Annotated in this window: 16 protein-coding genes; 3 read left to right on the top strand and 13 right to left on the bottom strand. The window is 51.7% G+C overall.

Going from position 1 to position 17,460, the window contains the following annotated elements; translation table 11 throughout:
• Positions 1-45: 45 nt before the first annotated feature.
• Both BOW06_RS12890 and BOW06_RS01815 read left to right on the top strand, forming a co-directional pair.
• On the top strand, positions 46-201 hold the full coding sequence (locus tag BOW06_RS12890) for a toxin-antitoxin system HicB family antitoxin (RefSeq protein ID WP_143556051.1): 156 nt from the start codon (positions 46-48) through the stop codon (positions 199-201).
• Between the two features lie 95 nt (positions 202-296).
• The gene (locus tag BOW06_RS01815; RefSeq protein WP_052132075.1) at positions 297-665 is read left to right on the top strand and encodes an HIRAN domain-containing protein; all 369 of its coding nucleotides are present in this window, start codon (positions 297-299) and stop codon (positions 663-665) included.
• Here BOW06_RS01815 and greB read toward each other — a convergent pair.
• The 11 genes from greB to BOW06_RS01760 all read right to left on the bottom strand — a co-directional run bounded on the left by greB (position 644) and on the right by BOW06_RS01760 (position 13,323).
• Entirely contained in the window at positions 644-1,150 is a 507-nt protein-coding gene (gene greB / locus BOW06_RS01810; protein ID WP_078454429.1) for a transcription elongation factor GreB, read from the bottom strand. The genes BOW06_RS01815 and greB overlap by 22 nt on opposite strands.
• Before the next feature lie 10 nt (positions 1,151-1,160).
• Positions 1,161-1,328: a rubredoxin gene (locus BOW06_RS01805; RefSeq protein WP_043116470.1), complete on the bottom strand. Its 168-nt coding sequence runs from the start codon at positions 1,326-1,328 to the stop codon at positions 1,161-1,163.
• Between the two features lie 95 nt (positions 1,329-1,423).
• A complete protein-coding gene (locus BOW06_RS01800) occupies positions 1,424-3,322 on the bottom strand; it encodes an ATP-binding cassette domain-containing protein (RefSeq protein ID WP_078454404.1) in 1,899 nt (632 codons plus the stop codon).
• A 4-nt stretch (positions 3,323-3,326) separates the two neighbouring features.
• Entirely contained in the window at positions 3,327-4,397 is a 1,071-nt protein-coding gene (metA, locus tag BOW06_RS01795; protein ID WP_078455146.1) for a homoserine O-succinyltransferase MetA, read from the bottom strand.
• Positions 4,398-4,400: 3 nt separating this feature from the next.
• The gene (locus BOW06_RS01790) at positions 4,401-5,255 is read right to left on the bottom strand and encodes an ATPase (protein ID WP_043116474.1); all 855 of its coding nucleotides are present in this window, start codon (positions 5,253-5,255) and stop codon (positions 4,401-4,403) included.
• A 148-nt stretch (positions 5,256-5,403) separates the two neighbouring features.
• Positions 5,404-6,684, bottom strand: coding sequence for an FAD-dependent oxidoreductase (locus BOW06_RS01785; protein ID WP_078454402.1), 1,281 nt, complete (start codon positions 6,682-6,684; stop codon positions 5,404-5,406).
• Positions 6,685-6,757: 73 nt separating this feature from the next.
• On the bottom strand, positions 6,758-7,849 hold the full coding sequence (locus BOW06_RS01780; RefSeq protein WP_078454935.1) for a c-type cytochrome: 1,092 nt from the start codon (positions 7,847-7,849) through the stop codon (positions 6,758-6,760).
• A gap of 137 nt (positions 7,850-7,986) precedes the next feature.
• Positions 7,987-9,327 carry a DUF5666 domain-containing protein gene (locus BOW06_RS01775; RefSeq protein ID WP_143556050.1) on the bottom strand — a complete coding sequence of 447 codons (1,341 nt, stop codon included), beginning with the start codon at positions 9,325-9,327 and terminating at the stop codon, positions 7,987-7,989.
• Between the two features lie 90 nt (positions 9,328-9,417).
• Positions 9,418-10,815: a DUF5666 domain-containing protein gene (locus BOW06_RS01770; RefSeq protein ID WP_043116477.1), complete on the bottom strand. Its 1,398-nt coding sequence runs from the start codon at positions 10,813-10,815 to the stop codon at positions 9,418-9,420.
• Positions 10,812-11,651, bottom strand: coding sequence for a DUF6502 family protein (locus tag BOW06_RS01765; RefSeq protein WP_052132077.1), 840 nt, complete (start codon positions 11,649-11,651; stop codon positions 10,812-10,814). Before BOW06_RS01765 ends, BOW06_RS01770 begins: the two co-directional genes overlap by 4 nt.
• Before the next feature lie 148 nt (positions 11,652-11,799).
• Entirely contained in the window at positions 11,800-13,323 is a 1,524-nt protein-coding gene (locus BOW06_RS01760) for a YifB family Mg chelatase-like AAA ATPase (RefSeq protein ID WP_043116479.1), read from the bottom strand.
• Positions 13,324-13,816: 493 nt separating this feature from the next.
• Here BOW06_RS01760 and BOW06_RS01755 point away from each other — a divergent pair, with 493 nt between their 5' ends.
• Entirely contained in the window at positions 13,817-14,287 is a 471-nt protein-coding gene (locus tag BOW06_RS01755; protein WP_078461419.1) for a DsrE family protein, read from the top strand.
• Between the two features lie 124 nt (positions 14,288-14,411).
• Here the strand turns inward: BOW06_RS01755 and BOW06_RS13175 are convergent, their stop codons facing one another.
• Together BOW06_RS13175 and BOW06_RS01750 are read right to left on the bottom strand one after the other, a co-directional pair.
• Positions 14,412-15,014: a lysophospholipid acyltransferase family protein gene (locus tag BOW06_RS13175; protein WP_179116214.1), complete on the bottom strand. Its 603-nt coding sequence runs from the start codon at positions 15,012-15,014 to the stop codon at positions 14,412-14,414.
• 71 nt (positions 15,015-15,085) lie between these two features.
• Positions 15,086-17,215, bottom strand: coding sequence for an AMP-binding protein (locus BOW06_RS01750; RefSeq protein ID WP_256858092.1), 2,130 nt, complete (start codon positions 17,213-17,215; stop codon positions 15,086-15,088).
• Positions 17,216-17,460 lie beyond the last annotated feature (245 nt).

Here is a 17,460-nt window from a genome sequence, read left to right as displayed (position 1 = left end):
TGAAGTATACACGAATTACTTTCAACGTCAACACTTTGTATACACATGTCCAAGACTAAGGTATTGAATTTACGAATCGACCCCGATTTGAAGAAACGGGCGAAGGCTATTGCACAGGATGATGGGCGCACTCTTTCCAACTGGGTGACGCACCTGATCGAACGCGAAGTCAAAAAAGCCGAAAAGGAAAATGAGAAATAATCCACCTTTCCCGGCAAGCTAGCCGAAAAGATTTTCCCCGGGCTCATACATTGAGCCACCTCCTGACCGATACTCACTGCAAACGGGAGGAAATCATGCAAATCAGACATTTTGAATTAATCAGAAAACAGCTGTTTCATTCGGGAACCAGGATGAAGTCACGCCTGCAATCGAGTCTGCAGATTTCGTCCGTCGCCGGTTTTTATCACCACAGGGCAATTGGGGTGTGGAGCTTCCTGCGTGAGGGTGAAGAGCTGAAACTGGTGCGTGAACCGCAAAACCCTTTTGATCCTGCGGCTGTTGCCATCTATTTCAGGAATGACAAACTCGGTTATGTACCGAGAGGTGAGAATGGCAGGCTTGCCGGTATGCTGGATCGAGGAGAGCGTCTCAGTGCAAGAATCAGGCGTCTGCGCAACAGCGAGGTGTCAAGGCGGCGGATTCAGTTCGAGGTGCTGTCATAGCGCACATCCGTGACCAGGTAGAGCTGATTGCCAGCCGGTGTCTGCACCGTCACCTCGTCATCAATGCTGTGCTTGAAGAGCGCTTTGGCCATGGGAGAGTCCATGCTGATATAGCCGGGTTCCACATCAAATTCGTCCGGGCCGACGATACGATAATTTGATTCATTGCCATCGCTGTCTTCGAGTGTGACCCATGCGCCGAAAAAGATCGCCTCGGGGTCATCGGGAACCAGGTCAATGACCTTCAGGTCGGGCATGCGTTTTTGCAGGTAGCGAATGCGGCGATCGATTTCTCTCAACTCTTTCTTTCGGTAAATATACTCTGCATTCTCCGAGCGGTCGCCTTCAGCGGCTGCAGCTGTAAGCGCGACAGTGACCTCGCGGCGTCGCTTCCAGATCGCCTTCTCCTCCTGTTGCAGACGCAGGTAGCCCTCGCGCGTGATATAGGGGGATTTTTCCGCAGCAGGTGCGCGGTAACGGCCCATCAGTAATGCATCAACCGATTTCAACCATGGAGAATTCAGCCTTGGACTCACCGCAGTCCGGGCATTGCCAGCTTTCCGGGACAGCATCCCAGGAAGTACCTGGCGGAATACCCTCTTCAGGCAGGCCGAGGGCCTCGTCGTAGACGAAACCACAGATCTCACATTCCCATTTTTTCATTGTTTTACCCGTTCAGTTGCTCTGTTAATGAGATGAGCCTAGCAAATTGCGATCTGTGTTCAAGCACACGAAACGCATGACAATTGCCGTGAGTGTCATGCTGATTGACTTGCTGTTTCTGCCTCGAGTTCCTCAAGTTTCTCCATCCAGCTCTCCTCGGCAGTAGCAATCTGCTGCTCGATGCTACTGTTGTCGGCAATCAGCTGCTTGAGACGCTCTTTATTCTCTTCGTCGTAGATTCCCGGTTCTGCCATCTGCTCTTCAATTGCTGATTTCTGTCGGTTGAGATCATCAAGCTGCTTCTCAAGCTGGCTGATCAGTTTTTTCAGCGGGGCCAGTCTCTTTCTCTGCTCAGCCTCTTTGCGTTTTTTATCTTTGCGATCTTGTGCCTGTGACGCGTTGCTCCTGTTTGACTCTGGAGCAGACTGCTCCTGTAACCTCGCTGCAATCCATGCAGGGTAATGATCCAGGTCATCGTCAAATGGTGCTACCGAACCGGCATCAACAAGCAGCAGCTGGTCACAGGTGGCGCGCATCAGAAAGCGGTCATGCGAGACGATCAGCATGGCTCCCTTGAACTCCTGCAATGCCTGCGCGAGTGCATGGCGCATCTCGATATCGAGATGGTTGGTCGGCTCATCGAGTAACAGCAGGTTAGGTTTCTGATAGACGATCAGGGCGAGCGCGAGGCGTGCTTTCTCACCGCCGGAAAAGGGTGCAACCTTCTCGTACACACGATCACCGTTGAAACCGAATCCACCAAGAAAATCGCGCGCGCGTTGGTCACTGATGGCAGCGTCGAGCTGGCGCAGATGGTCAAAAGGGGAGTGTTGCGGATGCAGTTGCTCGAGTTGGTGCTGGGCAAAGTAACCAATCTTGCAATCTTGCGCGAGCGTGCGCTTGCCTCTGGTCTGGGCGAGCGTACCGGCGATCAGCTTGATCAGGGTTGATTTGCCCGCACCGTTTGGGCCCAACAGGCCGATACGTTGCTGTTGCTGGATTTCCAGGTTGATCGTGGTGAGGATCTCCTTGTCACCATAACCTGCAGAGCACTGCTCGAGCCGGAGCAACGGATTCGGCTGTTTTTCGGGTTCGGCAAAACTGAAGTGGAATGGCGAGTCAACGTGGGCAGAGCTGATGAGAGTCATACGCTCAAGCGCCTTGAGACGTGACTGGGCCTGTTTCGCCTTGGTCGCCTTGGCGCGAAAACGTTCGACAAACTGGCGCATGTGCTTGATCTCGGCCTGCTGCTTTTCGTGTGCAGCCTGCTGCTGTGCAAGGCGTTCGCTACGTGTGACTTCGAAGGTGGAGTAATTGCCCTTGTAGAGCACCACACCCTGCTGTTCGATATGCAGCACGTGAGTAGCAACCTGGTCGAGAAAGTCCCTGTCGTGCGAGATCAGAAGCAGGGTGCCCTGGTAGTCGCGCAGGTATTGCTCCAGCCAGATCACCGCATCGAGATCAAGATGGTTGGTGGGCTCGTCGAGCAGCAGCAGGTCGGAACGGCACATCAGGGCCTGAGCAAGGTTGAGGCGCATGCGCCAGCCGCCGGAGAAGCTGTTAACGGGCTGCATGACCTGTTCCGGTGAAAACCCCAGGCCGTTGAGAAGTTGCGCTGCACGTGACTCGGCGCAGTAGCCGTCGATGACTTCATAACGCGCCAGCAGTTCAGCGTGGCGGTGGCCATCCTTCTCCTGCTCAATGGCGTTTTGCAGTTCACGCAGTTCGGTATCGCCATCGAGGGTGAAGTCGAGGGCACTGCGGTCAGAGTCGGGTGTCTGTTGTGCGACGTGTGCAATCACCCAGCTGTCAGGCAGTTGCAGTGTTCCATTGTCTGTCTCGAGCTCTCTGAGCAGCATGCTGAAGAGGCTCGACTTGCCGGTACCATTACGTCCCGTGAGGGCAACTTTTTGCCCGGGGTGAATACGGAAGCTCGCACCTTCGAACAACAGTCGTGTGCCGCGTCGCAGGGCGACATCATCAAAACTGATCATTGAATTACGATTTCAGTCCGAGCGGGTCCTGCGGGTCGATGCCATCCATAAACGGCAGTTCACGACGGCTGTTGGTAATCTGGTAGACGTGACCAAGCCAGTTACTGACAACAGCTTTTGCAGTATCACGCCATGTATTGTCGATCAGGGTCATGAGCAACTTCTCCGGGAATTCCGGTGGTTCGATGCCAGTCTCTCGGCTGGCAATCAATTCACTTCGATATTCACCAAGTATCGCTTTTGCCTGGGGTGTTAAATAGTTGTCAGGAAAAGGCGGATGGCCGTCTCGTTGATCATCGAACCAGAGGAGAACCTCACGCTTGTACTCTTTCAATAGGCTGTTGGAGTCATACTCAGGATGGCCCTGGAAAAATACAGTGCGGAACAGATCAGGACTCACGGCAAGGTGCACGCCGGCCTCTTCACCCTCGGCAAGAACGACAACACCTTTCTCTTCGAGTTGTTGACGTGTTACCTGGTTGAAGCGTGAATGGGGCACATCAAAGCGGGTGTTGATGTTTTCAACCAGTGGATGCTCAGGCATGCTGACCTTGTGGTCAAAAATACCCCAGCGCTTGAATTCCATCGGGTTGCGCTTGATGCCATAGTGATGTTCCAGTAGAGCATGTGTTGCCAGGCATGAACAGAGTACCGAGGTGACATTTTCATGCGCCCAGGCCATAACGTCGGCAAGCGGTTCCCAAAATGGCTCAGAGGAGAGATTCGGGTGGGTCACATTCGCGCCGGTGATGATTAATGCGTCAAGTCCGTCACGCTTGATGTCATCGAATGTTTCGTAATAGTTATCGATATATTCGCGTGCCTGTTCACTGCGAGGCAGTTCATCAAGTGTGAAGACATGCATATGAAACTGGGCAATCAGGTTGGCGCTGCCGACTAGACGGAAGAATTGACGTTCTGTCGCTGACAGCGCGGCATCCGGCATCATGTTAAGCAGGCCAATGTGAAGTTCGCGGATATCCTGGTGGCTGGCGCGCTCTTCCTCCAGCACGTCATGCCCCTCATGTTTCATGCGATCGAAAGTCGGCAGTTTGCTGTGTGCTACCAGTGGCATGGGTTAATCCTTTCCAGAGCGTTCAATTGCAGTTGAGACCAGATCCATGAAGTCATTTTCGTTGCGTACCGCGGCAACTTCTTCACTTGAGACAGTATAGCCGTACTGCTCTGCAATCGCCTCGTAGCGGGGTACACGTGAGCGGAACAGGCGCGGAAACACCCAGCGGGTGAAATCATCGGGATCCATCTGTGCAGCATATTCCAGGTTGTTCTCTTCAAGATAGACTGTCAGTTGCTTATCGAGGAACTCGGGTCGATAGTAGAGAGGCTTGGGGGCAGACTGGGCACGTGCTATCAGTTTCTGCTCCTCCTCGTCATTGGTCACCTTGATATAGAGAATGAGGCTGTTATCAGCCAACAAATCGATGACTGACGGTTCTTCAAGCTCACACAGGCTACCGCCAACATCATTGATCAGGTGTGGGTAGTCGTAGATCTCACGCGCCTTGTGAATGAACGCTGGCAGATCATTCATGGCAGCAATCTCACCCTCCCTGTAACAGGCCTGGCGACTCTGGAACTCATCCAGTGGTACACCACCTAATTCAGGATTGCCGAGTTTGCCAACATAAGCGAGTACAGGACCAAGGTTGTCGATCTTGATGTTGTTATGGATATCGATCCAGTCGTTACGCAGAAGGTTGCGCAGAAAAGGTATCTGCATCGCCTCTTCCTTGATCAGGTCGAGAATTGCCTCGTCAAGATAGCGTGTGCCGATGCGGTAATCACCAGAATAGTGAAACCAGTCGTGCTCCCTCATCAGGGTCGAGAGATAGGTTTTGCCGACACCCGACATGCCCAGCAGGGTGATGCATCTGTTTTTCCAGCCGCGAAAGGCTTCTGGCGACATGCGCAATGGAGTGACTCCGGATTCAATAATCCGTCTATTCTAGTCCTTTTAACTCGATTGCTCCACATTGCTTGGAGTGGTTGTCGCGTTATTAGCAATAAAAAACGGGGTCAGGAAACGCGATTCCTGACCCCGCATCTGAGCTCTTTTTGATTTAACCGAACGTATCGGAGAAGAGATTGTTCGCCCAGTCGAACATCACTTCATGGTTTTCTTCATTATAGGTAGGTGAATTCCCGACCTTCTCGGTTACGATTGCCGAACCGTCGTATTTGTAAACGGCACTGATCCAGGCAGCTTCATTAGAATTGATCGGAGTAAAACAAGCCGAGTTGGTCATTGGATAAGCATATGGAAGCATAGGTGCAGGCATCAGGCTTCTGACAATCGCATCTGCACACACTTTCGCCTCGGAGTTGGCGATATGTCCCGCTTTTGGCTGACTGGTCGCCTGTGAATCACCAATGATGTGTATATTTGCAGTTGTTGTGGATTCATAGCTGACCGGATCGACTGCTCCCCAGGTTCCACCAACTGTATCGCGTACGATAGCTGGTGCCCGTTGGTCAGGGATGAAATTAACAACCTGGGCCGCGATATCACCATAGTTTGATACTGTGACCACTTTTCCACTTGTGATGTTTGTAACGTCTTCCCCGGCAATGTGTTCAATATTTGGGTACAGGTTTCCTGAACCGAACAGGCCGGCAAAAACATTGGTCAAAACACCTATCGTGTTGAGAGAGTCATCCGGATCAACTATTTTGACGTCAAAATTTGGACCGAGGTAATCAGCAATGGTGCAGGCACGCTCATATGGCCCGGGTGGGCACCTGAAAGGTTTTTTGGGAACGCGGATAACAAGAGTTCCGCTGCCTGCTTGTTGTAATGCATCGACCTGGTTTTTAAGTTCTGTCGTTTGGGCCCCGGCTTTCCATGCGTGCGGGCATTCGTTTTGAAGTACCTCAAAATTGCTGAATTGCCCCGCGCCTCCTGTCAGCCCCGGATCGATGAATTCAATTCCGGGCGCCAGCACCAGCTTGTCATACGGCAGGGGCGTCGCCGATCCTGAGCGTGTGACTGTTTGATTTCCTGAGTCAATACTGTTTACTGTATCTGCAATCACGTTGACGCCATATTTGCTCTGCAGCGTGTTGTAGTCGAATGAGATCTGGTCGAGAGTGCGCTCACCTGTCACGACCAGTCCGCTGAGTATGCATGAGTTGTATTCAACATTGGGTTCGATCAGTGTTACGTTGGCATCAGACCAGTGGCGTATATACTTGGCTGCCGTTGCACCGGCGAAGCCGCCGCCGATTACGATGACATTTTTACCGTTGAGACCAGTGGTTGCCTTTGCCGTCAAAGGCAGAGCTGAGAGTGCGGTCGCTGTGGCCGCGCCCTTGAGGAAATTGCGGCGTGAATGGTTAGTCATAATCTTGTACTCCTGAATTCAGTTCCGGGATAAAACGGTTTTGTTCTGTTGTATATGTAAATCGTTTCATCAATCACCTTCCCGATAGATAGTCTGCAATATCTTCAAGTTCCTGAGATGCAGAAGAGGCTGCCGAGCTGCTGCAATAGGCTCCGCCATGGAATCCCATGATCTCTTCCGGCTCGTCTGATTCTCCGCAGGTCTCGTCTGTCAGTTCACTTGCAGAATCACCGGCAAGGCCTTCAATTTCGGTTACAGAATAGCCGTCAGTGCCATGACACTGGGTACACTGGGTTGCTGCCAGGAGACGCCCGGCTGTCGGGTCATCACCTGAGGGAGTGGTGTGATTGCCGGTTCCGCCTTCGCTCTCTTCGTCGTCATCCTCACCATCATTGTCGTCATCATCATCCAGATCGTCATCGATGCCGTCGCCGTCGTCGTCATCATCGACGTCATCATTTTCACCATCGTTGTCATCATCGACATCATTTTCATTGTCGATTCCATCACCGTCGTTATCATTGCTGTCATGATCATCGATGTCATTGATACCGTCACCGTCATCATCTTCGTCAAGTGCATTGGGTTCGCCATCACCATCATCATCTTCATAAGCATTGATAATGCCGTCACGATCCGTATCCATTGGGTCACTGACCAATTCCACAACCTCGATTTCAGTTGACTCGACTTCAATTTCAAGCGGGGTATCAAGAACACCATCACAGTTGGCGTCATAGGTACCTGCACCAGGGCATCCCGGATCCGGATTCATTTCGAGGTCAATATGCCCGAGATCCACATCAGTATCTGAAGTGAAAGCAATGCTTTCTTCAGAGGCACCTGTATCGACGAAGCCAATCTGTGTGATGACCGGATTGGCTGTCGACTCATTGGTTGTCATTACCAGTCGGCAGACCAGGTTATTCGGAAGCTCGAGTTCGAATGGGTGATCAGAGCCTGGCACACTGTCATCAGAAGTGGTGCTGTAGTAACTGCCATCATCGCAGAAGGCCTCGATGAGAGTGCCAGGAACAGTACCGCTAAGGGTGAATGATGTAGATGGTGCTGGTGGGGTGGTTGTGCCGCCACCCCCGCCACCGCCACACGCTGTAAGCAGGGCGCTGATTGAAGCCGCTAGCAGGTTTTTTTTCACTGATTTCATATTCCGTCCTCGTGCTGAGTGAATTCCTGCTTCAGGCAGGGTCAATTTTTCATCAATAGCCAGGCACAAAGGTGCCTTGCTTTAATAATTGGGAACTATTTCCCAAAAATAAGACGGTGTCAAATCAATTTTTGCTGTTAGTCTTCTACGTGTAGAGAGTGAGCCTCAAATTTTTTCGAAGATGGGTTATAGATTCCCTTGGCGTCGATCATGGTTGTTTTAAGAGCAATCGATCTGAAGAAAGCATCTGCATTAATTCGATTACCGTTAGGGCCTGTGAAGCGTGTGTTGTCGTTGGTTACAATAGTTTTTCCTAACATGACCAGCGATGAATCTTTTGAATTGATTGCAGTGACCGGGCCTTCGATTTCATCAGTTTCTGCATCCTTACGTTCGAGTAATTCGACATTGATATTGCCATCGGACTCGGTGAAATATATTTCTACCCAGTCACCGGTTTTTAACTGCGTGAAATCGAGAAGGCCTGATTTGCTGTCGTGTAACTGTGTAGATTCACTAATCGGAAAGGTACGATCAAACAGCTGGACTTGCTTTGATGCATGATCGATCTTCTGGATATTGCCATTGAATTCTGAGCTGGTGTGATCACCTGCAATTTCGATGCTGCTGGCTACCAAAACCCCTTTACTGTTGATAACACCATCTGCCTCAAGTTTGCGATTGAGTGCTATTCCATTGCCAGTAGGGTTTTCCAGCCGGGTATGGTCGTTAGTCTGAATTTCAATACCATTAACTATAAATCGACTCTCAGAGTTTAAGGCTGTGACAATGCCCTCGATATTGAGTCGTGTTCCTGCCGGGTACGATTGCCTTTGAATGACAGATAATTCGCTGGCATGCAGTTGCAAGTTGAGCGGTATTTCTGTTGATTTCACATGCACAAAATCCCCGGGTGCAGGAATGGGAGTATTTTGCCCAATGCGTATCGTCAGGTCTCCTGCGACCAATGAGACCGGCTTGGCCTGAGAGTTGGTTTTCTCGATAAGAACTCTTGCTTCAATGATACTGAGACCTGTCTTGAAGGTGTTGGACAAGCGTGTCATGCGAGTTGCAACAATATTGCCATCCGCATCATGGAAGCCAGAGACCTCGACAATGTGACCTGGTTGCAACTCATTGAGTGTAATGATGTCCTCTAATACGGTACTGCGGGTTGTGGTGACTGTTTGTCCAAGCACCTTGATGCGGTTCTGATTGGACGTCTCGGTAACCGGTCCGTTCAGGATGTTCGTATAAATAACGCTTGTGGCAATGCCCGTGCGTTTGTCATGGTCTACTACTCCTTCAATCGTGACGATTTCTCCGAGCTTGAAGTCAGATTCGCTGCACTGTATGCCATTACAGACAAGATTGGCGCCACGAATGTCGTACTCGATTCCATTGACAAAAATACTGCCAAAGCCACTGATTGTTCCGGTCGCAATGCCAGTACCTCCACTCCCACCGCTAGCAGTCAAGTATGTGCTACTACACAGGAGAAGAAGCGCTGTGAGTAATTTGTAGAAGGTGAGTGCAACCGGCCTCTTGTTCACAATCTCTATAGCCTGTTAGTCATCAATCCTGATGTCATCTGCCTCGAATACACCACCGGTATAGGCTCCAATCGCGTGAACCTCAGTTGAGCCGATGGCGATGGAGTCGAAAAAGGAGGCTGATGGAATCACATTTTCGTTGGGACCACGGAAAACTGTGCCGCTATCAGTGTTAATGGTTGTGCCATTGACAACGAGCCATCCGGCGACTTCATTGAAATCAGTCACTGTTCCTTCGATCTCGCCTTCCTCGGGTCCGCCAGGTGCAGCCTTGAGTTCCAGCTCTTCAATGATGTATTCACCTGAGACTTCTTCCGCATGGATATGGACCCAGTCACCAATGTTTAATGAAGCATAGCTGCTGCCGTGTAGATCGGAGCCGAGGACAATAACGTAATTCGTGCCTTGAACTACGAGTGTGTCAGGATCAATCTTGGCGCCGATCTGGCCAAAAACTTCCAGTTCAATATCTTCGGAGTCATCCTCGACTTCCAGCACGTCCGCAGGTAATACACCACTGCTGTTGATCACACCCTCAACCTCTACCCTGACATTCAGGGCAATCGGGATACCTGCCGGGTTCTCAATTATCGTCCCGCCGTCAGTTGTGACCTCGACACCGTTAACAAAAAAGTGGCTTGGCGAGATGAAACTCGTAATGATGCCTTCAAGCTCGATTTCTGTGCCCTGTGCCGGACTACTCGACACGATGACAGTGACACTGCTGGCGGTCAGGGTTGTTCCGGCGAGAGCATTGCTGGCAGCTGTTACCTGGACCATGTCAGCGGGAGTAACGTGGCTCAGGTCGGCAAGCAAGACTGTCAGATCATTAGAATCAAACTCATCAGGGGAAGTGGTCAAGTCGACACCGTCCACAAAAAGCTTGGCTTCAATAGTCGTGGCGCCAACAACCTTGATCGATGTAGCGACAATCTCCTGGTCAGCATTGTAGTAACCGGATATCTCGACAAAAACCCCCTGGGTCATTGTGGCAATATCTGCGCTTAATACAGTTGATGGCAGGATACGGATCGTTTGACCGAGAACCTCTATCGGCTGGACATCCGGATCAGCACCCTGCGCCGTGGTGACGGGGCCAACCAGGATTTCGTCATAGGTCACTGATGTGGCGACACCGGTGCCGCTTGCTGAATCAATGCTGCCCTCGATGGTAACGACCTCACCAAGTTCGAAGTCATTATCGTTAAATATCTGTATCCCGTCGCGAAACAGTGTCGCGCCGCTGATGTCGAACTCAATCCCATTGACAAAAATACTGCCAAATCCCCCAATTGAACCGGTTGAAATACCTGTTCCTCCACTGCCACCGGAGGCGATCGTTCCACCCCCTCCGCATGAGGAAAGTGAGGCCATAAGAATGATTGGCAAAAGGTGCTTGAGTAACTGTTTCATGATTCTTTACCGTTGTTGTCCTTTGCGGTTTCTTCACCTACAGGTTCTTCAAAGTAGTAGATGCCGACTCCGGCCTTCATGCGGCCGGTTCCTTTTGTATCCCCTGTCACATCACGGTCTTCAGCAGCCAACTTGCGGTTGAACTGGTCTATCAGGCGTTGCCCGTTTTCCTCGACAAAGGCTTTGAATTCTGGAAGTGCTTCTTCCGGTAGGTTGTCGTAGGCGACATTACGCTGGAAGCGCAGGTCGTCTTTACTATCTGAATTGAGGTTGTGATCGATGGTGTCAATCAGGTTGTGTGTTTCATTACCGAGAATACTGATGCCCTCGGATTCATCATCGTGCGGAATAAACGAACGCTTCAACAGGCGGACTTTCCCGGTTGGTGACAGTTCGACGGTTTCAGTCCCCAGGAGTTCCTTGAGCATTGCCCGATAGGGCATATCACCGCTATAACGCGATACAAGAGATTCGAAGCAGGGGTGTTCGCCCTCGGGAGTGAGCATACGAGGTTGTTTGCGTGAATCACAGAAGTCGCTATCGTGAAGCCAGCCGCTGATGACCTTGGTAGAGCGGTTGTACCTTGGTGTCATGGCTGACGAGTCGACCGATAATGTTCGCAGTTTGGCCACATCCTTGCGTGTTAATCCAGTAACAATCGCAATTCTGGAAGTGGTTGCCTTCCCCTCGCTCTCAAGCAGGCGCTCTTCTGAGATGTCGACATAGACTTTTCTCGCCAGCTGGCTGAAGGCGTCAAATGAGACCTCTTTGCGTAGCAGAAAGCGTACCAGCGGGGTTAGCAGCCGGTAGATGGCGTTAAATAGGGCTGAGTTCATAAGTGGGAAAATAATCCCAACACGCCTCAAAGTCAAGCTGGTTATCGTAAATTTGGCACTAAACCGGGTTTCATAAATGGTTATTATTCGGGGACTTTTCCCATAAGTATTGGGGAAATCCCTATTGGTTCGGGCTGTGTATGCAGGATTAGTGAAAAGTCGAAAAGTTTTTGTCCAGTGAACGTAGCCTGATGGCTTCACTGAGATGTTTCGTCTGAATCGATTCGCCACCATCAAGATCACTAATGGTTCGTGCAAGCTTGAGGATGCGGTGATAGGCCCGATGAGAAATATTGAGCGTCTCGATCGCCTGTTGCAGCAGCTTTTTCTGTGGCCTGTCAATTTTGCAGAACTCCTTTATCTCGGCAGCGAGCAGGTGCGCATTTGCTTTTCCCTGGCGTTCTATCTGTAAATTGTACGAATCTGTAATAACCTCACGAAGTTCTTGGCTGTTGGGGCCGCTTCGCTGATTTTCTACCAGTTGGTCACTCTCTACCGGTGTGAGTTCGATCTGGATATCAATTCGGTCCAGCAGTGGGCCCGAGAGACGCCTCTGGTAGCGCATACGCTCACTCGACGAGCATCTGCATGCTCGCGTGGGATGTCCGAGGTGGCCACAATGGCAGGGATTCATGGCGGCGACCAGCTGGAATTTTGCCGGAAACTCGACCTGCCTGCTGGCGCGTGAGATCGTGACGCAGCCGGTTTCAAGTGGTTCTCTCAGCGATTCGAGTACTGTGCGGTTGAATTCGGGCAGCTCATCGAGAAACAGGACGCCGTGATGTGCCAGCGAGATTTCTCCCGGTCTCGGATTGCTGCCGCCACCAACCAGTGCCGCACCAGAGGCAGAGTGGTGAGGTGCCCTGAAAGGGCGCTGGTTCCAGTTTGTCGGATCGACAGGATGTCCGCCAACAGAACGAATCGAGGCGGATTCAAGTGCCTGGTATTCAGTCAGTGGCGGCATCAGGCCGGGCAGGCGACTGGCAAGCATCGATTTCCCCGTGCCGGGTGGTCCGCACATCAGTAGCGAGTGCTGCCCAGCAGCGCTGATCATCAGAATGCGCTTGGCTGCCTGGTGCCCTATTACATCGGAGATGTCGCCATGCAGCTTGCTTGATGAAGTCGTGGTTTCGTCATTTACTGTTAATGGGGTGAGCCGCTGCACGTCGAGCAGGTGTGCAGTAACCTCAAGAAGGTGTTTCGCTGCGTAGACCTTGAGAGCACTGACCTGTGCTGCTTCAGCTGCACAGTCGGCAGCTGTGACCAGGTGTCGTTCATCTTGTGTAATTGCCAGTGCAGCCGGCAGAGTGCCATTGATGCGACGCAACTCACCTGAAAGAGCCAGTTCGCCGAGGAATTCGTATCCATCGACTTTTGCATCAGCCAGTTGTCCCGAGGCTGAAAGTATGCCAATAGCAATGGCAAGGTCGAAGCGTCCGCCCTCCTTGGGAAGGTCGGCTGGTGCAAGGTTAACCGTTATCCTGCGCGCAGGAAATTCGAATCCGGAATTGATAATGGCAGCGCGCACGCGCTCACGACTCTCCTGCACGGCTTTTTCCGCCAGCCCTACAATATTAAATGCGGGCAGGCCGTTGGCAAGATGGATCTCAACAGTTACTGCAGGGGAATGAATGCCGGACAGAGCCCGGCTGTGAAGAATTGCGAGTGACATGCCTGCTCCCTGGCGTGTTACAACAAATAAGTGATCTTTGAGTCTAAATCAATTGACGTTCGTTTTCGACCAAAAGCAGGCATCCACATATAGTTCAGCTATGGCGGAGAGTTACTTACGATCCCATGCGTTCGTAAGCATGAGAGAAAAGCGGCAACTGAAAGTGCTGTTTCGGTATGACACAAAAAATTGCCCCGGAATTTCCCGAGGCAAAGTGTAGAAGTGTGGAGAGGAGTATTCGTTGATGCAGAGGAAAGATTGCGAGCAACTCAATACTCGCTTTCAAATCTAGTCTAAATTAACGCCATTTTCATTGAGCATTCGCAATCTTGATGTAATGCGTTGTTTATCAGAACAACTGCTAACGCCCCAAAGCGGCGATTCATTTCGATTTCGGAGATAGCTAAATCACACCAAACTCATTTAGCACCATATCTTTAGATACTGGTGTTGAGCCATTATCTTCATGCTCTCTGCGCAAAATAGAGCTAGAATGCATTTTATGAACCGCCTTATTCTGCTACTAACACTGTTTCTCACTGGCCACCTCGCCAGTGCGAGCAGCTTTGACAAAATCCTGGCCATGGAAACAGCTCCGCCCGGTGTGGTGATTGAGATTGTAAGTGGTGACAGTGAGCTGCTGCGCTCACTGCTTCCGCAGGTGAGGGTCAACATTGAAGAACTGCGTGTCCGTTTCCCGGAGTTACCTGTTGCCATCGTTTCACATGGCTCAGAGCAGTTCATGATGGTTTCAAAAAAAGCTGAAGAGGAACAAGGCACACATCACCTTGTTGAATCATTGGTAAAGAGTGATGATGTTGAATTCCATGTTTGTGGAACTCATGCAAGCTGGTTTGATGTCATGCCGGAAGATTTCCCGGACTACGTCAATGTAACACCAGCAGGCCCGACCCAGATCGCGAACTACGAGGCACTGGACTACGTGCTGATTGTGTTGCCATAATTGACTTGAGAGTCACTCAATTTTACAAGACTTCCATAACCACAATACTCATTGCACAGTTACTTAATTACACATTTCTTAAAATCCGATCCGGATGAATCCGTTATGGTTTCTACAACCTGGGTCAGGCCAGGTCAGGCTCACCACAGTGTTTCAGGATCTCCTTGCGTACCGCATTTCGTAACATCACGGCATCGCCCCAGCTGCTGCCTGCAGGACTTATCGGGGGGGAGACAATCACTTTCACTGGCCCGTGCCTTGGAAACCAGGTACGGCCGGCCATGATTTGGCGACTGCCGCGAATGGTGATTGGCATTACCGGCAGTCCGCTTCGGCTGGCAGCGATGAAGGCTCCCATGTGGAAAGGCAACAGGCCGGGATACTCATGGAAGGTACCTTCTGGAAAGAACAGCAGTGATCTGCCTGACTGCGCCAGTTGTTCGAGGCGCAGGGCATCGTCGGCACCGGCCCGCAGATCGGAACGATCGACAAATTCACCCTGGAGTTTTTCGATGAACAGCCTTGGAACCCAGTGGTCACGCAATTCACTTTTGGCGACAATGATAAAAGAGTGTGGAAGTAGTTCCGCTAACAAGATGCCATCGATATAACTGGCATGGTTGACTGCAAGAATGCAGGGTTGATCGCCTGGCAGGTTATCTCTGCCTTCCACGTCTAGCGGAATGCCGAGCAATCGGCGGAGCAGGTGTGCGGCCTTGTGCAGCATGCGCCAACGCTTCCCGTGGTTCGGTAACAGCTGAGTCAGAATCCAGGCGGGAGGAGCAAAAAGCGAGAACATCATCCATGCGTAGGCCGCGTACAGTCGCGCTGAAATGTTTCGCCGCAAGCGGCGGAGGCTGGGAACGAATGCCGATAACAGCAGTCGCACCACCTGCAGCCAAACCCTTGTACCTGAACTACCGATCTTTCCCTGCTCGAAGAGTTCACGTGTCGCTCCACGGCGAATTTTACCGCTGGAGGTTTTAAGTACGCTGTGAGGCGGAGCGAGCACCACTCGCTCGGGGGTATGCCCAGCAATTGTCCGCCCAGTTCTACAATCTGATTTTCAATAGATTGTCTCGCCGCCTGGTCTGTTTCCCGTGTTTCTGCCAAGACCACAAGCTGCTCTGTTCCCGAGTTTTTATCAACGCCACCGAAAACGGCAACGCACCCTTTGCGCACCCCTTCAATTGCGCCAACCGCCTGTTCCAGTTCATAGGGGTAGAGATTACGGCCTCCGCGGATGATCAGATCTTTTACACGACTGGTGAGATAAATCTCTCCATTTGCAAGGTATCCCAGGTCGCCACTATCCAGCCAGCCGTCGTGAAACAGTTCTGCGCTTTTTTCGGGATTACGGAAGTATCCCCGGGTAGCCGATGGGCCACGAAACTGGAGGTGTCCTTCCCGTCGTTCTGGCAAGGGGTGTCCTGCCGCATCGATGATTCGTACTGCATGTCCGCTCATCGGGCGACCGCAAGCAACCACCTCCAGGCTCTCTTCGTCTTTACTGACCGGTTGCGCCTCTCCCCGTTCGGCCAGGCTTGCGCGCTGGATATGATCGATCAAGGGACCGCGGCCTGGTGGTGGGAATGCAAGGCCAACCGAGTTTTCCGCTAATCCATAGACGGGGGCCATCGCCTCCGGCCGGAAGCCAAAGGGAGAGAAGCGCTCCTGAAAATGACGCAGGGTCCTGGCGCTGACCGGTTCGGCGCCATTGAATGCCATGCGCCATGAACTGAGATCAAGCCCCTCGAGTTGAGCCGGGTCAATGTGGCTGTAACAGTATTCGTAGGCAAAATTGGGCGCGGCCGACAGCGTGCCCCGGTGGTGGTGAATCGCTTCCAGCCATCGCTGTGGACGACTCAGGAAAGACAATGGCGACATCAGTGCAAGGGGGATGGCGAAGTAGAGGCTGCCGAGCCATGCACCAATCAGCCCCATATCATGATAAAGCGGTAGCCAGCTGACGAAACAGTCTTCCGGTTTTACTTCCACGGCCTCTCCCATCGCACGGATATTCGCTAACAGGTTGCTGTGGCTCAACATCACGCCCTTGGGGGTGCCGGTACTGCCGGAAGTGTATTGCAACAGGGCTATGTCGTCCGTATGGCCATGTGCTGTCAATGGCTCGCCCATGGTCGAGGCAGCAAGTTCCTCCGGGATAGATACATCTTCCAGTGAGCTGATCTGTGCACGCAGCAGATGTGCTACCGCGCGTGCCTCGGGCACAGTGATCAACATCACGGCTGCGGCATTTTCAAGGATGTCAGCGTGGCGTCTGAGGTGATCTTCCAGTTGAGCTGGTCGCAATGGGGGATAGATTGGAACCGGAATTGCTCCTGCCAGCAAGATACCGAAGAAGCTGAACAGGTAATCGCGGCTGGTGGGAAGCATGATGGCGATGCTCTGCCCGGGGGAGACTCGCCGTGCACGCAACCCTGAGGCAATCGCTGCTGCACCGTCAAAAAGTGCCTGGTAGCTGACAGGAACAGGTTGATCTTCCTCCTCGTACAGATGCACATGGATACGCTCTCCGTGTTGAGCAACATGCCAGGCGAGTACCTCGGGCAGGGTTTGTGCTCCGGTCGGCAGGCTGGCTGTTGCGGTTTCTGACAGCACGGATTCGCCGGTCTCAAACGGCTGCGTGGACGCTTTACCTGGGTGAACCGATGTGTCAATCAATTGCAGTAATTCGGCCGGAGTATCGATTTGTACGAATGCCTTGCCGGGTAAGCGTACCGAGAACGCTTGTTCAACACGGCTTAGCAGTTCGGCGCGAGTCAGGCTGTCGAAACCAAGTTCTCGTTCCAGTGAGCATTTTAATGATGGGGAGGGCAGACTGCGACCGACGTGTAATTCAGCCGCCAGCGTCCAGATCAGGGCTAGTAGCCGTGTTTCATTTTCGGTGTTTTTGTCTTCGGTCATGGCTTTTCTATCCTTAACTCCAGAATAGCAGATTGGCATCCTGACCGGGATTAAGGAAATTACTTGCCAGATATCAGGAGGCAAGAGAGTCATGGCCGAGCAAACTCAATATTATGTGAGCTACGGGTTGGTTTATATGTGGTGGCATAATATATTGTAGTCATATAGCAATTATGCTAAAAATATAAGTGCAACTAACTCAACAAAGGTGGAGTCGAATGAATACTTTATACAAAACCCTGATG

The organism is Solemya velum gill symbiont (genome assembly GCF_002020255.1).
Taxonomy (GTDB): domain Bacteria; phylum Pseudomonadota; class Gammaproteobacteria; order Chromatiales; family Chromatiaceae.
This window is presented reverse-complemented; position numbering and strand designations above follow the sequence as displayed.

What these genes read in the sequence shown, in the direction of transcription:
- BOW06_RS12890 (WP_143556051.1), top strand. Translation starts at nt 46, where the DNA reads ATGTCCAAGACTAAGGTATTGAATTTACGAATCGACCCCGATTTGAAG.
- BOW06_RS01815 (WP_052132075.1), top strand. Translation starts at nt 297, where the DNA reads ATGCAAATCAGACATTTTGAATTAATCAGAAAACAGCTGTTTCATTCG.
- greB (WP_078454429.1), bottom strand. Translation starts at nt 1,150, where the DNA reads ATGGGCCGTTACCGCGCACCTGCTGCGGAAAAATCCCCCTATATCACG.
- BOW06_RS01805 (WP_043116470.1), bottom strand. Translation starts at nt 1,328, where the DNA reads ATGAAAAAATGGGAATGTGAGATCTGTGGTTTCGTCTACGACGAGGCC.
- BOW06_RS01800 (WP_078454404.1), bottom strand. Translation starts at nt 3,322, where the DNA reads ATGATCAGTTTTGATGATGTCGCCCTGCGACGCGGCACACGACTGTTG.
- metA (WP_078455146.1), bottom strand. Translation starts at nt 4,397, where the DNA reads ATGCCACTGGTAGCACACAGCAAACTGCCGACTTTCGATCGCATGAAA.
- BOW06_RS01785 (WP_078454402.1), bottom strand. Translation starts at nt 6,684, where the DNA reads ATGACTAACCATTCACGCCGCAATTTCCTCAAGGGCGCGGCCACAGCG.
- BOW06_RS01780 (WP_078454935.1), bottom strand. Translation starts at nt 7,849, where the DNA reads ATGAAATCAGTGAAAAAAAACCTGCTAGCGGCTTCAATCAGCGCCCTG.
- BOW06_RS01770 (WP_043116477.1), bottom strand. Translation starts at nt 10,815, where the DNA reads ATGAAACAGTTACTCAAGCACCTTTTGCCAATCATTCTTATGGCCTCA.
- BOW06_RS01765 (WP_052132077.1), bottom strand. Translation starts at nt 11,651, where the DNA reads ATGAACTCAGCCCTATTTAACGCCATCTACCGGCTGCTAACCCCGCTG.
- BOW06_RS01760 (WP_043116479.1), bottom strand. Translation starts at nt 13,323, where the DNA reads ATGTCACTCGCAATTCTTCACAGCCGGGCTCTGTCCGGCATTCATTCC.
- BOW06_RS01755 (WP_078461419.1), top strand. Translation starts at nt 13,817, where the DNA reads ATGCATTTTATGAACCGCCTTATTCTGCTACTAACACTGTTTCTCACT.
- BOW06_RS13175 (WP_179116214.1), bottom strand. Translation starts at nt 15,014, where the DNA reads ATGCTGCACAAGGCCGCACACCTGCTCCGCCGATTGCTCGGCATTCCG.
- BOW06_RS01750 (WP_256858092.1), bottom strand. Translation starts at nt 17,215, where the DNA reads ATGACCGAAGACAAAAACACCGAAAATGAAACACGGCTACTAGCCCTG.